This is a genomic window from Prosthecobacter sp., assembly GCF_049294395.1.
In the GTDB taxonomy this organism is placed as follows: domain Bacteria; phylum Verrucomicrobiota; class Verrucomicrobiia; order Verrucomicrobiales; family Verrucomicrobiaceae; genus Prosthecobacter.
This window is the reverse complement of sequence record NZ_JBAQCR010000042.1, coordinates 16,225-29,757: the sequence shown is the minus strand read 5'-3', so window position 1 is coordinate 29,757 and position 13,533 is coordinate 16,225. Positions and strand designations below refer to the sequence as shown.

Below are 13,533 nucleotides of genomic sequence, written 5' to 3'. Positions count from 1 at the left end.
CAAGGCAGACAGTTTCATCACCATCCAAGCATGAAAACCATTCTCATTCCTCTTCTGCTCGGCGCGACGGCAGCGTTCGCGCAGCTGGCCGACCAAGCAACGCCGGCTGACAAGGTCAAGATCGCCAAAGGCTTCAAAGTGGAGCTGCTGTATTCCGTGCCGAAGGCGCAGGAAGGCTCCTGGGTGTCCATGACGCAGGACGACAAAGGCCGCATGCTTTGCAGCGACCAGTATGGAGCGCTGTATCGCATCACACCGCCGGCGCTGAATGGCAGCCCGGGTGAGACGAAGGTGGAAAAGCTCAGCATCGACTTCGGTCACTGCCAGGGCCTGCTGTATCATGCGGGTGCGCTCTATGGGGTGGTGAATGACGACGCCTATCAGGGCCGCGGCCTCTACCGCTGCAAGGACACTAATGGCGATGATCAATTCGACACTGTGGAGCTGCTGCGCTCTTTCCCAGGCAAGGCTGGTGAGCATGGGCCGCATGGTGTGATCGCCTCCCAGGATGGCAAGAGCCTGTATGTGATGTGTGGCAACCAGACGCCAGAGCCAAGCTGTGAGACCAGCCTGGTGCCGCGCCATTGGTCGGAAGACCAGCTTTATCCCATGCTGCTGGGCCGTGGCTTCATGCGCGATGTGCTGGCCCCCGGCGGCTGGCTGGCGCACACGGATCTGGATGGCAGGAAGTGGGAGCTGGTGAACACCGGCACGCGCAACACCTACGACATCGCCATGAATCGCAGTGGTGACATCTTCGGCTTTGACGCGGACATGGAGTGGGACACCGGCATGCCGTGGTACCGCCCCACTCGCGTGTGCTTCATGCAGAGTGGTGGCGAGTTCGGCTGGCGCACCTGCAGCAAGAAATGGCCTGCACGCTGGGAGGACAGCCTGCCAGCCGTGGTGGACATCGGCCCCGGCTCACCAACGGGCGTGGCCTTTGGCTACGGCGCAAAGTTCCCGGCGAAGTATCAGGACGCGCTCTTCATCTGTGACTGGAGCTATGGCAAAATGTATGCCGTTCATCTCTCGCCCAATGGTGCTGGTTACACAGGCGTGACCGAGGAGTTCATGAGCGCCTCGCCGCTGCCGCTGACGGACATTGAAGTCTCGAAGAAGGATGGAGCGATGTATGTGAGCGTCGGCGGCCGCAAGGTGCAGTCGGGACTTTATCGGGTGACTTACACGGGAGCGGATTCCGTGCAGCCATCCCCGCAGCCTGAAGTAAAGCCGCTGGCACGACGCACACTGGAAACCTTTCATGGCAAGCAAGATCCCAAAGCGGTTGATGCGGCATGGCCTTATCTCGGAGATGCTGACCGCCAAACACGCTTTGCAGCCCGCATCGCGCTGGAGCATCAGCCTATCGCGTCTTGGAAGGACAAGGCGCTCAATGAGTCCAATCCCCGCGCTGCCTTGACGGCACTGATGGGCCTCATCCGCAGCAGCGGAGGTGACAAAGCAATGCAGCAGCCGGTTTTGGCTGCGCTGAACAAGATCGACTTCAAGGCGCTCAAAGGTCTGGATCGTGTCACACTGGTCCGCGATTACATGCTCGCTTTCACCCGCATGGGAGAGCCGGATGCGGCGACGAAGGAGGCGGTGATCAAGCATCTTGCGCCGTTGTTTCCCACGAATGATCCGGCCTTGAACCGTGATCTCTGCGAAGTGCTGGTCTATCTGGGAGACGCCAGCGTTGTCGCCAAGGCTGAGCCATGGGTCAATGGCTCGCCGACACAGGAGGAGCAAATCGACTACGCCCGCATCCTGCGCTTTGCGAAGACCGGCTGGACGAAGGAAGTGCGGGCTGACTATTTCAGCTGGTTCCTGCGCGCCGCGAACTACAAGGGTGGGGCGTCGTTTGATCTCTTCATCGGCGAGATCAAGCAGAATGCACTATCGACCATGACCGAAGAGGAAAAGCTGGCCATCAAGGATGTGCTGGATGCGAAGCCGGAGGTGAAAGCACCATCGTTTACCGCAAAGCCCATGCAGTTCGTCAAAGCTTGGACGCTGGCTGAACTCAGCAAGTCGCTGGGGGTTGGGCTGGAGGGCAACCGTAACTTTGCCAATGGCCGCAACATGTTCGGCGCCGCCACCTGCTTCGCCTGCCACCGCTTCAACAACGAAGGTGGTGCCGTGGGTCCGGACCTGACCAGTGTGGCCGGCAAGTACAGCCCGCGTGATTTGCTGGAGCATATCTTGGAGCCCAGCAAGGAGATCAGCGACCAGTATGGCAGCACCGTCTTCACACTGCAGGATGGCAGCACGGTCATAGGTCGCATCGCCAACATGAAGGAGAACATCATGATGGTCTGCACCAACATGATGGACCCCAACAACTTCACCAATGTGGATGCCCGCAAAGTTGTGAAAACGGAGGAGAGCAAGATCAGCATGATGCCTCCCGGCCTGCTCTTCATGCTCAAGGAGGACGACATTCTCGACCTCATGGCCTATCTGCTGAGCAAGGGCAATCCGGACGATCCCATGTTTGTTAAGTAAGTAATTCCTTGCCTAAGCGGCAGCTTCAAAAACAAAGGCCCCAGTTCTTGCGAACTGGGGCCTTCTTATTATCGCGGGGTTAGCCGTGAACTAGGAGCTTACTTGGCTTTCTTTTCAGCAGCAGGCGTTTCGCCTTTCTGCTTGGCCCAGCGCTTGCGCTGAGCATCAGCGATTTTCTTGCGGGCAGCAGCGGACATGACGCGCTTCTTTTTGGCCGGCTTCTCACCTGCAGTTGTTGATGCGGCGGACGACTTGGAAGAGCCGCCAAGAAGCTGTGCCAGTTCCTGCTGGAAGCCTTCGATTTTTTCTTGAAGAGCAGCGGCGCGGCGGAGTTGGGATGAGGATAGAGTCATTTGTTTTATTTATGGGGGTACAATCCTTTGTTTATGAAAAACTTAGGCCAAAGTCAAGCTTGGAACTCTAAGTCTATTCCCCATTTTGCACTTAAAGAGCCTGATCGTAGATGCTCTGGAATACCTCGGCGGCATTTGGGTCTATGATCGTTATGCCGTTTTGGTCAAAACGTGCTGTAACTGTCGCCCCTTTTCCCTCCTGCATGTATTTCCAGTTGAGGTCTCGGACACGTGCGGCGGCATCCACGATGGCGCAGGTAATGCGCGCATCTTCGGCGGTCGGATAGAGTCCGGCCACGGCATCCCGGGACTCTTTGGCAAACTTGACGCGGCAGACGGCGACCAAGCCTACAGTCAGACTATCCACTCCGTAACCTATGTAGCCTTTGGTGCCGTCAGGGCGGGTTACTTCGCGGGTAAAGTGATTGTTGCTCGTGCGCGAGCCGCCGCCCTGATTCCACCAGCGGAAACCACGATACTGCTGGTCGCTTTCGACTTTGCCATCAGCGCCGACGATTTCGTGCCCCTGGTTCACCGGACCTTCGAAATCGGCTGGAGTTACCCAGTTGTTATTAAAGTTGATCGACATGCCGTTGTCGAAATCCACGCGCACCTGCACGGCGTCGAAGGCATTGATGCCATCGCGGATCAGGCGTTTCTTCTGGCCCACGGCGGTCAAAGAGACCGGCTTGCTGTGGTAGTAGCTCCAGATCAGATCGGTCCAATGCGGGCCGACGTAGCTGAAGGGGTCGCTGCTTTCCACCCACTTGAAGGTGCTGGTGCTGACTTCGAGCGGTTCTTCCAGATAGGCGGTGCCGTAGAGCGGCGCGCCGATGCGGTTCTGAATGTCATCGCGGATGCGCAGGTGGTCGGGGTCGTAGCGTTTGTGCATGTCCACAGCGACGATGAGGTTCTGGGCCTTGGCAGCTGCGATGATTTCGTCCGACTCCTGAATGGAGAGGCACATGGGTTTCTCGGTCAAGACGTGCACTCCTTTGGCCAGCGCTGCGAGAATGGGCTGGGTGTGCAGGTGATCCGGGGTGGCGACGGCCATCACATCGAGATCAGGGAAGGCGGCCAGGATGTCATCCCAGGGGGCGTCACCATGGAAGGCACGCGGCTCGTGGCCGGTGAGGTCTTTGAAAGCCGCTGCGGCTTTGAGCGCGGACTTTTCGCTGCGGGTGGCGACGGCGACGAGGTCGAATTTGACCCCGGCGAGTTCGCGTGAGTATTTGTCGAGGCCGACGCGGGCAAGCTGTCCGGCGATGCCGAAGCGCTGCAGGTCCGCGTAAGCACGCGCGTGAACATCTCCGCCGAACATGCCGGCGCCAACGAGGGCGATCTTGATGGTGGATTCCATGGTGGGCTCATGGAACGCGAACTCAGGCGGCATGCAAGAGGTCAAGCTGATACCGGTATGCCGGGTTCTCATGTTTTGGTGAGGCCTGCGCTGCAAGAAGACGGAGTGCTGCTGCAGCCGCACCAAGAGGGCACAAAAAACGCGGGAGTCTTGCGACTCCCGCGTTGGATGGTTTCTCGATGAGAGACGCCTGCTTATTCAGCAGCGGCGGCTTTCTTCTTCGGAGCTGCCTTCTTCTTGGCAGGAGCTTTGGCTGGCGCTGCTTCTTCGGCCACAGGCTCGGCTGCGACTTCAGGCTCAGGGGCTGCGGCGGCTTTTGGCACGTAGGCGTCCACCCACTCGATGTAGGCCATCGGAGCGGAGTCGCTGCGGCGCTGGCCGAGCTTGGTGATGCGGGTGTAGCCACCGACGCGGTCCTTGGAGGCCACGGCGATCTCTTCGAAGAGCTTCTTCACCATGTCTTTGTGACGGAGTGAGGAAAGGGCGGTGCGGCGAGCATGCAGGGTGCCGCGCTTGCCGAGGGTGACGAGCTTCTCTGCGTAAGGGCGGAGGGCTTTGGCCTTGGCCAGTGTGGTGCGAATCCGGCGGTGCTCGATGAGGGAGCAGGTGAGATTCATGAGCAGCGCGTCGCGGTGATCCTGCTTGCGCTGAAGTTTGACGATTTTTCTTCCGTGTTTCATGTCCTAAAATGAGTCTAAAATTCTGTCTGTGATTGATTACTCGTCTTCGTCGTCTGCGTCTGGCAGATGGCTGTCCACGAGCTTGGTGAAGTCGAGGGAGTCGGCTTCTTCATCGTCGTCGCCGATCATGCTGCTGCGGGCGAGGAGGGACACACCGCCAGGGGTGGCCTCAAGCAGCGCTGGATCGAACTTCATGCCGAGAGACAGACCAAGCTCTGCGAGCTTTTCCTTGATCTCGGTGAGGGACTTCTTGCCGAAGTTGCGGTAACGAAGCATTTCGCCTTCGGTTTTCATGGCCAGCTGGCCGACGCTCGTGATGTTGGCGTTGTTGAGGCAGTTGGCGGCGCGGACGGAGAGTTCGATCTCGTTGACGCTCATGTTCAGGAGCTTGCGCAGCTCGCTGTTTTCTTCGCTCTGGGCTTCCGGTGCGGCTTCGAATTCGATGGCCTTGTCGTCATAGTTGACGAAGACGTCGAGGTGGTGGCGCAGGATGGCGGCGGACTGCAGGAGGGCGTCCTGCGGGGTGATGCGGCCGTCGGTCCAGATGTCGAGCACCAGCTTGTCATAGTCAGTGTTCTGACCGACGCGGGTGTTTTCCACGCCGTACTTCACGCGGGTGACAGGGCTGTAGATGGAGTCGATCGGGATGACACCGATGGGGGTGTCAACGCGCTTGTTTTCTTCCCAGGTGGAGAAACCACGGCCGACGCGCACTTCGAATTCGCATTCGAACTTCGTTTTGCGGTCCAGCGTGCAGATCACGAGGTCCTTGTTGATGACTTCGTAGTGGTTGTCGTCCTTGATGTCACCGGCAGTGACGGCGCCTTCCTTGTCAGCAATGATGGAAAGCAGGCGGGGCTCCTTGGCATCGCTGTGATGCTTGAAGCGGACCTTCTTGAGGTTCAGGATGATCTGAACGACGTCTTCGAGCACGCCCGGGAGGGTGGTGAATTCGTGTTCCGCACCGCGGATTTTCACGGAGGTGATGGATGCGCCTTCAAGGGAGGAGAGAAGGACGCGGCGGAGGGAGTTGCCAATTGTGTGACCGTAACCTTTGTCGAAGGGTTCGGCAGTGAACTGGGCGTATGTTTCGGTTGCCGTGGCCTCGTTTTTCACAAGGCGGGAAGGCATCTCGAATCGGGCAAGACGTACTGACATAGGATTTGTGTTAACACTAACGGCCGGGTTACCTCCGGGCGAGAACCCTGCACATCTCGAAGAGAGGCAGGCGCGGAGACCAACGGCGAATGGATGACGACTCGCAGGGGGCGGGGAGTATGGAAGCCGGTCTTTAGAATGCAACCGGGAATTTTCGGGGGGAAATGGGCCGGAAACGCCCGGAAAAGGGCTGGTTTCGGCTACTGCTGCGGCAGATTCAGCTCCACCCGCTCCTGGCCTCTCAGCACGACGGCGGGGATTTTCTCTCCGGGAAGGTGGTGCAGGAGCAGATCGCCGATGAGGGCGCTTTCCGTGAGGCGCTGTTTCTGGTCGCTGATCTGAATGATGATGTCGTCCTTCTTAAACCCCGCCTTTTTGGCGGCGGCATGCTGGCCGAACTCGCCCACGTGGAAGATGCGCAGGGCCATCTGGGTCTTGTCCAGGCCGAGGGCGGTGCGCTCCTCATCGGGGATGTCGTCCATTTTCATGCCGCCAAAGGCCATGGCGCGCATGGGCCAGGTGCCGACGCGCTTGCCAATGTCGGATTTCAAGCGCCAGCCAGCGGGGAGATCGAGGGTGACGGTGGTTTCCTTGCCGCCGCGCAGGACTGTGGCGGGGAGGGAACCCGAGTCCGGCGAGCGATGCAGCACCCAGCTCACGTCGGCGATGGAAACCAGGGGCTGGCCGTTGAGACGGGTGAAAATGTCGCCCGCCTGGATTCCGGCGGCATTGGCGGCGGAACCGTCTGCCACGGCCTCCACTTTGGCGACCTCGTCGGTGGCAAGGGTGATGCCGAGGGTCTCGATCGAGGGCTGAGGGTAGATCCATTCCACCGGCACGGGCTTGTTCTGGCCCCGGTAGTAGGCCCGAAAGGCATCGCCCACCATGTGGCAGTGGACGCAACTGGCCACGACCTTGCCGTTCCAGTCGAGCTTGCTCTGGTACTTGCCCGCGAGTGCGGGGAATTCGATGGGCGTCTGGTAAGGTGTGGGACCGCCCTGCTTGCCACTGAGTGCGGCTTTGTTGGCGGGGTAGCCTTGGTGAATGGCCAGGGCGGCTTCGAGCGCTTTTTTGAAACCGGCGGTGGTTTTGTTCAGCGGATCCTTTTGATGCAGCCAGGAGCCGTAGCGGCCGTAGATGGTGCCGTCGCCATTGAAGAGGATCGCGGAGAAGGAGAGGTCGTAGTCAAACTGGAAGCGGGAGAGGTCGAGTGCGTTGGCATTGATGATGCGGACGCAGACAAATTGATCCAGCAAAGGCACGAGTTCCTGTTCCTCCAGCACACTTGCATCAATGCCAGCGCAGGACATGCAGGGAAGGCAGCGCAGCACCACGAGCAGCGGTTTGCCGGTGGTCTTGGCCAGACGGAAGCCGCCATCGACGTCATTCCAGTTCCAGCGTGGATCGTTTTCCAGCCGGGCCTTGTCACCGCGTACTGCGCCCTCGCGGTCTTTGACGGTGGCGGCGGGTACTGATTGAATCAGGAGCAGGAAGGCGAGCAGCAGGAGTTGCTTCATGCCCGCATTCTGAGGAGTCGGCGGGGGCCAAGGCAAGCCGGGATTTATTTTCTGCCGGTTTTTGGAATGGACAGGCTTTGGTTTTCTCCGGTTAATCGGGCAGCTTTCACCCACGCGCCTTTTATGTCTGAAGTCACCGCCATTTCCAAGTTTGCCTGTCCCGCCTGCGGTGCCGAGGCAGTCTGGACACCAGCGAAGCATGCCCTGGTCTGTCCGTATTGCGGCACGGTGTCTCCGGCGGAGCTGAAAAACGACGGCACCCTGGTGGAAGAGAATGATCTCGTGGCCATGCTGCGGGCCATTCCAGACGACCAGCGCGGCTGGGCGGCGGTACGCAAGACGGTGAAGTGCCAGAGCTGCCATGCCATTTCCGTCTTCGATGAAAAGCGGGTGGCGCAGAACTGCGACTTCTGCGGCTCACCGGCCATCATCGCCGTGGATGATGTCGGCACGCCGATCCGGCCTGGAAGCCAGCTGCCATTCAAAATTTCCGAAAGCCAGGTGCGGGAGGACATCCGCCGCTGGTATGCCAGCCACTTCTGGGCGCCCAACGCCCTCGGGCAGAAGGCCATGACGGACACGCTGCATGGCATGTATCTGCCGTATTGGACCTTTGATGCGCATGCGGAATGCCCGTGGGAGGCAGAGGCCGGCTATTATTACTACACGACCGACAGCAAAGGGAACCGCACTCAGCACACGCGATGGGAGTACGCTTCTGGTCACGTCAGCAGCGACTTCGATGATGTGCTGGTTCCAGCTTCGAAAGGCGTGCACACGGCGCTTCTCGAAAAGCTGCAGCCGTTTCCCACCACTACTGATCTGCTGCCCTATGATCCGGGTTATCTCTCCGGCTGGGTGGTGGAGCAGTATCAGATTGATCTTGTGCAGGCGGCGCAGGATTCACGAAACCGCATGGATAACATCCTGCGCAGCCAGTGCACCGAGCAGATTCCCGGAGATACCAGCCGAAACCTGCAAATCTCCCCGGACTACAGCGCGCAAACCTTCAAGCATGTGCTGCTGCCGGTCTGGCTGCTGACTTACACCTATGGCACGAAGACTTATCAAGTCACCGTGAATGGAGCCACGGGCAAGATCGGTGGTGAATACCCGCTGAGCTGGGTGAAGATCACCATCGCGGTCATCATCGCCCTGATCATCCTTGGCATCTTTATGTCTTCGCAGAACTAAGCCCGCGTGAACTTCCGCTTTCGAGAACTGCCCATCGCCATCGCGCTTCTCGCGATCTGTGCGTTCTTTGCCATCAAGGAGCCGGCTTTTCTGGGAGCGCGCAATTTATCGATGCTTGTGACCGAGCTTTCGATCACCGCCACGCTGGCGATGGGCATGCTGCTCATTCTGCTGCCGGGGCACATTGATCTGTCCGCGGGCAGCGGGGTCGGATTGCTCGGCGGCATTGCGAGTGTGCTGGTGTTTCATTATCACCTGCCGGCGCCTGCTGCACTGGGGGTGGGATTTCTCTGCGGGGTCTTGATCTGGATGGCGATGGGGGCCTTCATCGTGTGCGAGCGCATGCCTGCCTTCATTGTCACGCTCGGGGCGCTGCTGATTTTCAAAGGTCTTTTCTGGCTGGTGATCGACAACGCCACTGTGCCGGTGGCACCGGGCGGACAGAGCAATCTCTACTCGCTGCTCACCACTTACTACCTGCCCGTGCAGCTGGGCTGGTTGCTGGCGGCGGGGCTTGTGCTCGCGCTGGTGTTCACCACGCTCGGTGCGCGCAAACGCCGCCTGGAGCATGGCTTTGCGGTGGAGGACAAGGAGATGGCGTTCATGCGCCTGTTCATCACGGCGCAGGCCATCGCGCTGTTTGTGCTCGTTACAGGGCAGTTTCGTGGCATTCCGCTGCCCTCGCTCATTCTCGGCGGGGTGACGCTGATCGTGTATGCGGTGACGCAGCATACCGCGCTGGGGCGGCACCTATATGCCATCGGCGGCAGTGCGGAGGCTGCCCTGATTTCCGGGGTGCCGATGAAACGCAGCGTGATCGCCGCCTACAGCGGCATGGGGGCCATCGTGGCCCTCACGGGCTTCATGCAGACGGCCTACGCTGGCTCATCCACAACAACCGTGGGAGATTTGATGGAGCTCGATGCCGTGGCCGCCTGTGTGATCGGCGGTGTCAGCCTGCGTGGCGGGCGTGGCAATGTGCTGGGTGTGCTGCTGGGCGCTCTCATCATCGCCTGCCTGCTGAATGGCATGACGCTGATGTCCGTGCCGCCGGAGCGGAAGTTCATCGCGCGCGGCGTGGTGCTGATTCTCGCCGTGTGGATGGACATGCGGATTAGCCGCCGTGCGTGAGGCGAAAGGTGTGGGGCATGGGCAGCCGTGGCGACGAGAAACCCTCTTTGACTTGTCCAACAGGCGTGAGACTTTAGGGCATGAATGCGCCTGCAACCATCCCCGCCAGCCTGCTGAAATGGTTCAAGCCGGAGGCTGTCAACCATTTGCGCTGCTCCCAAGTTTCCGATCATGAATTTCGCGTGGAAATCATGGATGAGCCGACTGCGGTCGTGCCGGGCCCCGTGGCGATGATCGGATACGCCCGCCAGTTTCATGAGGGTGCCGTGCCCAGCACGGAGGAAGCGATGCGTGAACTGCGCGCGGGGGATGACGACTGATGGCCTGGGTGGTCGACAGCTGCATCCTGCTGGACATCGCCCTGGCTGATGTTCAATTTGGCGTGGCATCAGCACGGTGCGTGGCCTCCAGGCTGGCAGACGGTGTCGTTGCCTGTCCGGTCAGTCAGATTGAAATTGTGCCGCAGTTTGGCGGTCAACTGGCTCAGGTGAGGCATTTTCTGAAGCAGTCCGGCATCCAGCACCATCTCGACTGGATCGATGCAGATACTGAAGCCGCAGCCGATGGCTGGGCGGCTTATGTGAAGGAGAAACGTGCCGGTCGAATATTGAAGCGTCCCATCGCCGACATTCAAATCGGCGGATTTGCCCTGCGCTTTCAGGGCATCATCACTCGCAATCCAGGGGATTTTCGCCCGTGGTTTCCCGGGTTGGTGATCATCGAGCCCTGATTCCTCATTTGCGTGGGTGAAGCATCTCTGTGTTCGACATTCCTTCGTCATTCTGCATTTTGCGTGCATCACTCCTTCCCATGTCCGCCGCCTCTCAACTCCTCAAGCAGCACCTCCAGCAGCGCCAGATGCTGGGGAAGACGCACGTCGCGCTGCGCCCGGGGACGATGGACAGGCTGAAGGGTGTCGTACGTGAGCCTGTGTCGCGTGCAGCTCCCGCGCCTGAGCCGTCCCGATCTTTGGCTGCGACACCTGCGCCTGCCGCGCGCATCCTGCGCGAGACGCCGCCGCCGGAAACGAAGAAGGCGGAGCTGCTCGAAGTGGCTGGGGAGACGGTCGAAGAAAAGCTCGCGGCATTGCGCGCGATGGCGGAGACATGGGAGCCTGCGCTTTCCATGAGCAGCCTGCGCAAGACGATGGTCTTTGCCGTGGGGAGTCCGCTGGCATCGCTGATGTTTGTTGGTGAAGCCCCCGGAGCGGAGGAAGAAAAACTGCGCGAGCCTTTCGTGGGGCCGGCGGGGCAGAAACTTACCGCCATCATCAAGGCCATGGGGCTCGAACGCCGGAAGGTGTACATCAGCAACATCTGCAAATTTCGTCCTGCCATGGACAACCAGGGCAGCGGCAATCGCAAGCCCACCGCCGAGGAGATGCGCGCCTGCCTGCCCTTCGTCCTCACAGAAATTGATCTCATCAAGCCGCTGGTCATCGTGGCCCTGGGTGCCACGGCAGCTGAGGGGCTCGGCATTCCTGGTACGGTCGGCGGTTTGCGCGGAAAGTTTCACAGCACTGGCGGCATTCCGACCATGGTCACCTACCATCCTTCCTACCTGCTGCGGGAAGAGCAAACAGGCGACGGCATTCGTGCCAAGCGCGCCGTGTGGGAGGACATGCTCAAGGTCATGGAAAAGCTGGGCCTGCCCATCAGCGCGAAGCAGCGCGGGTATTTTCAGACGAAATAATCCGCTTCACAGCTTATGAACAGGAACCTTGTGCTGCTGCTGGCCTCGGGGGTGTTCTTTGCGCTGGTGTGGCTGAACTGGCAGCCAGCCAGACCCAAGCCTTCCGTGGTGGTTGAGAAGCCGGGCCCTGTAAAGCCTGCTGCTCCTGCGGCGAGTGCGGAAACGGTTCCCAAAGAGGAAGAGCCGAAGCCCAAGCATTACCGGCCCAGGCAGGTGTCTGAAGCTGTGCGCCGCAAGGTGGATGACTTCATCCGCCGCTACAAAGACGTTCCTCCCGAGGAGCTGAACAAGAGCGGAGAGCTGGCCACGTTGATGAAGCGCTTTGAGCAGTTGATGGACACGCCCGAGTTTCAGAACGAGCTGGAAAAGCGCATGGAGGCTATCAAGGTAGCCAGAGGGCAGGAGCACGGCATGCTGAATATCGGATTTGGCAAACTTGGCGATGCTGAAAGCCGGGCTTGGCTGGAAGCGATGTTTTCTGAGGACGCCGATCTGCTGCAGGGATACTTCCTCAACAAGCTGGATGGAGCCATCTTTGAATTTGCCTTTGATCCCACCCTGGAAAACGCAGGCAACGGCGTCACGGTGAAAGGCGCTGCGCCTTCTCCCTCTCCTGAAGCTGGCAAGCTGCCAGACTGAGGGCTTGTCTTTCGCCAGTCGTCCGGGTTTAAATCATCGGCATGAAGGCCAGAGCACTCTCCCGTCGTGATCTATTCAAGCTTGGTACTGCAGGCGCTGCGGTGCTCACGACTCACGCGGAGCTGCGGGCCGCAGGCAAGAAAGCAGGACCTGTGTGTGAGGAAGGCGGTTGCTGCATCACCCCTTCGGGGGATTTTTACAATGTGGAGCGTGGCAATCCGCTGCCGTACAAGCTGCCCATCGAGAAGCAGCGGGAGATCGGCATGGTGCGAGAGACGTGGCAGCTTGAAGTCATCGCTGATGCTGCGAGCAACGCGAAGATCGAGCGGCCCATGCTGCGCAGTGACGGCGCGGCGCTGACGTTTGAAAAGCTCATGGAGATCGCGAAGACGAAGGCTGTCAGTTATTTGAAAGTCATCACCTGCAACAATCTCTCCGATCCGCTGGGCCATGGCTTGTGGGAAGGCGTGCCGCTGCGCGATGTGCTGTGGCAGTGCGGGCCGGTGGAAAACCTGCGCCACGTTTGGTATCACGGCCATCACAACGAGGACCCGAAGCAGATCTTCAAATGCTACCTGCCGATGAACCGCGTGTTTGAAGATCCGCCCGGCGAACTGCCGGTGATGCTCTGCTACAAGCTCAATGGTGAATTTCTCACCGGTGAGCGCGGCGGGCCGGTGCGCATGATTGTGCCGGAGGCCTATGGATTTAAATCGGTGAAGTGGCTGCAGCGCATCGGCTTCACGAATGCGCATCAGTCCGACGACACCTACGCAAACGGAAACAACGACATCAATTCGTGGCTCAAGACCTTCGCGCGTTTTGGCGACCTGCCGGACAAGCTCAGCACGAAGGATGAGCTGACGCTGCATGGCAATGCGCAGGTGGGCATCTCGGGTCTCAAGCGGGTGCAGTACTGGGTGCGCAATGTGAATGAGCCGCTGCCTGCAAACGATCCGCACTTCACCCAGGCGCCGTGGCAGGAGGCGCAGATCGTGCCGTTTGATGGCAGCGGCATTGCGGGCTTTCAAGGAGCGCCGCTGCATCCGGTGCAGTTTGATCCGGCGACTCGCAGGCCGCGCCAGTGGCCACTGCGCCACACGCTGTGCCGCTGGACGGCGAAGCCGGTGAAGCTGACGCCTGGAAAGTATGAGCTGCGCTGCCGGACGATTGATGAAAACGGCAATGCCCAGCCGATGCCACGACCGTTTCCGAAGTCCGGGAAGAACAACATTCAGAAAGCGCTGCTGGAAGTGGTGGCATGACGCTGCTGCGCGGCCTCATTTTCAGTGTGACAACAA

At 59.8% G+C, this 13,533-nt stretch carries 13 protein-coding genes; 8 read left to right on the top strand and 5 right to left on the bottom strand.

Annotated features, from left to right (window positions below; genetic code table 11):
- Window positions 1–30: 30 nt before the first annotated feature.
- Window positions 31–2,508 (top strand): c-type cytochrome, encoded by a 2,478-nt coding sequence (locus WAW39_RS02765; RefSeq protein ID WP_422315537.1) that lies wholly within the window; start codon window positions 31–33, stop codon window positions 2,506–2,508.
- A gap of 98 nt (window positions 2,509–2,606) precedes the next feature.
- Here the strand turns inward: WAW39_RS02765 and WAW39_RS02760 are convergent, their stop codons facing one another.
- The 5 genes from WAW39_RS02760 to WAW39_RS02740 all read right to left on the bottom strand — a co-directional run bounded on the left by WAW39_RS02760 (window position 2,607) and on the right by WAW39_RS02740 (window position 7,576).
- A complete protein-coding gene (locus WAW39_RS02760; protein ID WP_422315535.1) occupies window positions 2,607–2,861 on the bottom strand; it encodes a hypothetical protein in 255 nt (84 codons plus the stop codon).
- A 91-nt stretch (window positions 2,862–2,952) separates the two neighbouring features.
- Window positions 2,953–4,221 (bottom strand): Gfo/Idh/MocA family protein, encoded by a 1,269-nt coding sequence (locus tag WAW39_RS02755; RefSeq protein ID WP_422315533.1) that lies wholly within the window; start codon window positions 4,219–4,221, stop codon window positions 2,953–2,955.
- 194 nt (window positions 4,222–4,415) lie between these two features.
- Window positions 4,416–4,901, bottom strand: a complete 486-nt coding sequence (gene rplQ / locus WAW39_RS02750; protein WP_422315531.1) for a 50S ribosomal protein L17 — start codon at window positions 4,899–4,901, stop codon at window positions 4,416–4,418.
- 36 nt (window positions 4,902–4,937) lie between these two features.
- Window positions 4,938–6,059, bottom strand: a complete 1,122-nt coding sequence (locus tag WAW39_RS02745) for a DNA-directed RNA polymerase subunit alpha (protein ID WP_395734463.1) — start codon at window positions 6,057–6,059, stop codon at window positions 4,938–4,940.
- A gap of 200 nt (window positions 6,060–6,259) precedes the next feature.
- Entirely contained in the window at window positions 6,260–7,576 is a 1,317-nt protein-coding gene (locus WAW39_RS02740) for a Trx7/PDZ domain-containing (seleno)protein (RefSeq protein ID WP_422315528.1), read from the bottom strand.
- 123 nt (window positions 7,577–7,699) lie between these two features.
- Between WAW39_RS02740 and WAW39_RS02735 the strand changes: the two genes are divergently transcribed.
- The 7 genes from WAW39_RS02735 (at window position 7,700) to WAW39_RS02705 (ending at window position 13,497) form a co-directional block, all read left to right on the top strand.
- On the top strand, window positions 7,700–8,770 hold the full coding sequence (locus WAW39_RS02735; RefSeq protein WP_422315526.1) for a zinc ribbon domain-containing protein: 1,071 nt from the start codon (window positions 7,700–7,702) through the stop codon (window positions 8,768–8,770).
- A gap of 6 nt (window positions 8,771–8,776) precedes the next feature.
- Window positions 8,777–9,901, top strand: coding sequence for a sugar ABC transporter permease (locus WAW39_RS02730; RefSeq protein ID WP_422315524.1), 1,125 nt, complete (start codon window positions 8,777–8,779; stop codon window positions 9,899–9,901).
- An 80-nt stretch (window positions 9,902–9,981) separates the two neighbouring features.
- Window positions 9,982–10,221: a hypothetical protein gene (locus WAW39_RS02725; RefSeq protein ID WP_422315522.1), complete on the top strand. Its 240-nt coding sequence runs from the start codon at window positions 9,982–9,984 to the stop codon at window positions 10,219–10,221.
- The gene (locus WAW39_RS02720; protein ID WP_422315520.1) at window positions 10,221–10,631 is read left to right on the top strand and encodes a type II toxin-antitoxin system VapC family toxin; all 411 of its coding nucleotides are present in this window, start codon (window positions 10,221–10,223) and stop codon (window positions 10,629–10,631) included. Before WAW39_RS02725 ends, WAW39_RS02720 begins: the two co-directional genes overlap by 1 nt.
- A gap of 80 nt (window positions 10,632–10,711) precedes the next feature.
- Window positions 10,712–11,593, top strand: a complete 882-nt coding sequence (locus WAW39_RS02715; protein WP_422315518.1) for a uracil-DNA glycosylase — start codon at window positions 10,712–10,714, stop codon at window positions 11,591–11,593.
- A 15-nt stretch (window positions 11,594–11,608) separates the two neighbouring features.
- Window positions 11,609–12,232: a hypothetical protein gene (locus WAW39_RS02710; protein WP_422315516.1), complete on the top strand. Its 624-nt coding sequence runs from the start codon at window positions 11,609–11,611 to the stop codon at window positions 12,230–12,232.
- Between the two features lie 41 nt (window positions 12,233–12,273).
- Complete coding sequence (locus WAW39_RS02705) at window positions 12,274–13,497, top strand: molybdopterin-dependent oxidoreductase (protein ID WP_422315514.1); 1,224 nt, start codon at window positions 12,274–12,276, stop codon at window positions 13,495–13,497.
- Window positions 13,498–13,533 lie beyond the last annotated feature (36 nt).

Bases quoted from the DNA above. Each gene is read 5' to 3' on its own strand.
- WAW39_RS02720 (WP_422315520.1), top strand. From the start codon at position 10,221: ATGGCCTGGGTGGTCGACAGCTGCATCCTGCTGGACATCGCCCTGGCT.
- WAW39_RS02765 (WP_422315537.1), top strand. From the start codon at position 31: ATGAAAACCATTCTCATTCCTCTTCTGCTCGGCGCGACGGCAGCGTTC.
- WAW39_RS02725 (WP_422315522.1), top strand. From the start codon at position 9,982: ATGAATGCGCCTGCAACCATCCCCGCCAGCCTGCTGAAATGGTTCAAG.
- WAW39_RS02735 (WP_422315526.1), top strand. From the start codon at position 7,700: ATGTCTGAAGTCACCGCCATTTCCAAGTTTGCCTGTCCCGCCTGCGGT.
- WAW39_RS02760 (WP_422315535.1), bottom strand. From the start codon at position 2,861: ATGACTCTATCCTCATCCCAACTCCGCCGCGCCGCTGCTCTTCAAGAA.
- WAW39_RS02745 (WP_395734463.1), bottom strand. From the start codon at position 6,059: ATGTCAGTACGTCTTGCCCGATTCGAGATGCCTTCCCGCCTTGTGAAA.
- WAW39_RS02710 (WP_422315516.1), top strand. From the start codon at position 11,609: ATGAACAGGAACCTTGTGCTGCTGCTGGCCTCGGGGGTGTTCTTTGCG.
- WAW39_RS02705 (WP_422315514.1), top strand. From the start codon at position 12,274: ATGAAGGCCAGAGCACTCTCCCGTCGTGATCTATTCAAGCTTGGTACT.
- rplQ (WP_422315531.1), bottom strand. From the start codon at position 4,901: ATGAAACACGGAAGAAAAATCGTCAAACTTCAGCGCAAGCAGGATCAC.
- WAW39_RS02740 (WP_422315528.1), bottom strand. From the start codon at position 7,576: ATGAAGCAACTCCTGCTGCTCGCCTTCCTGCTCCTGATTCAATCAGTA.
- WAW39_RS02755 (WP_422315533.1), bottom strand. From the start codon at position 4,221: ATGGAATCCACCATCAAGATCGCCCTCGTTGGCGCCGGCATGTTCGGC.
- WAW39_RS02715 (WP_422315518.1), top strand. From the start codon at position 10,712: ATGTCCGCCGCCTCTCAACTCCTCAAGCAGCACCTCCAGCAGCGCCAG.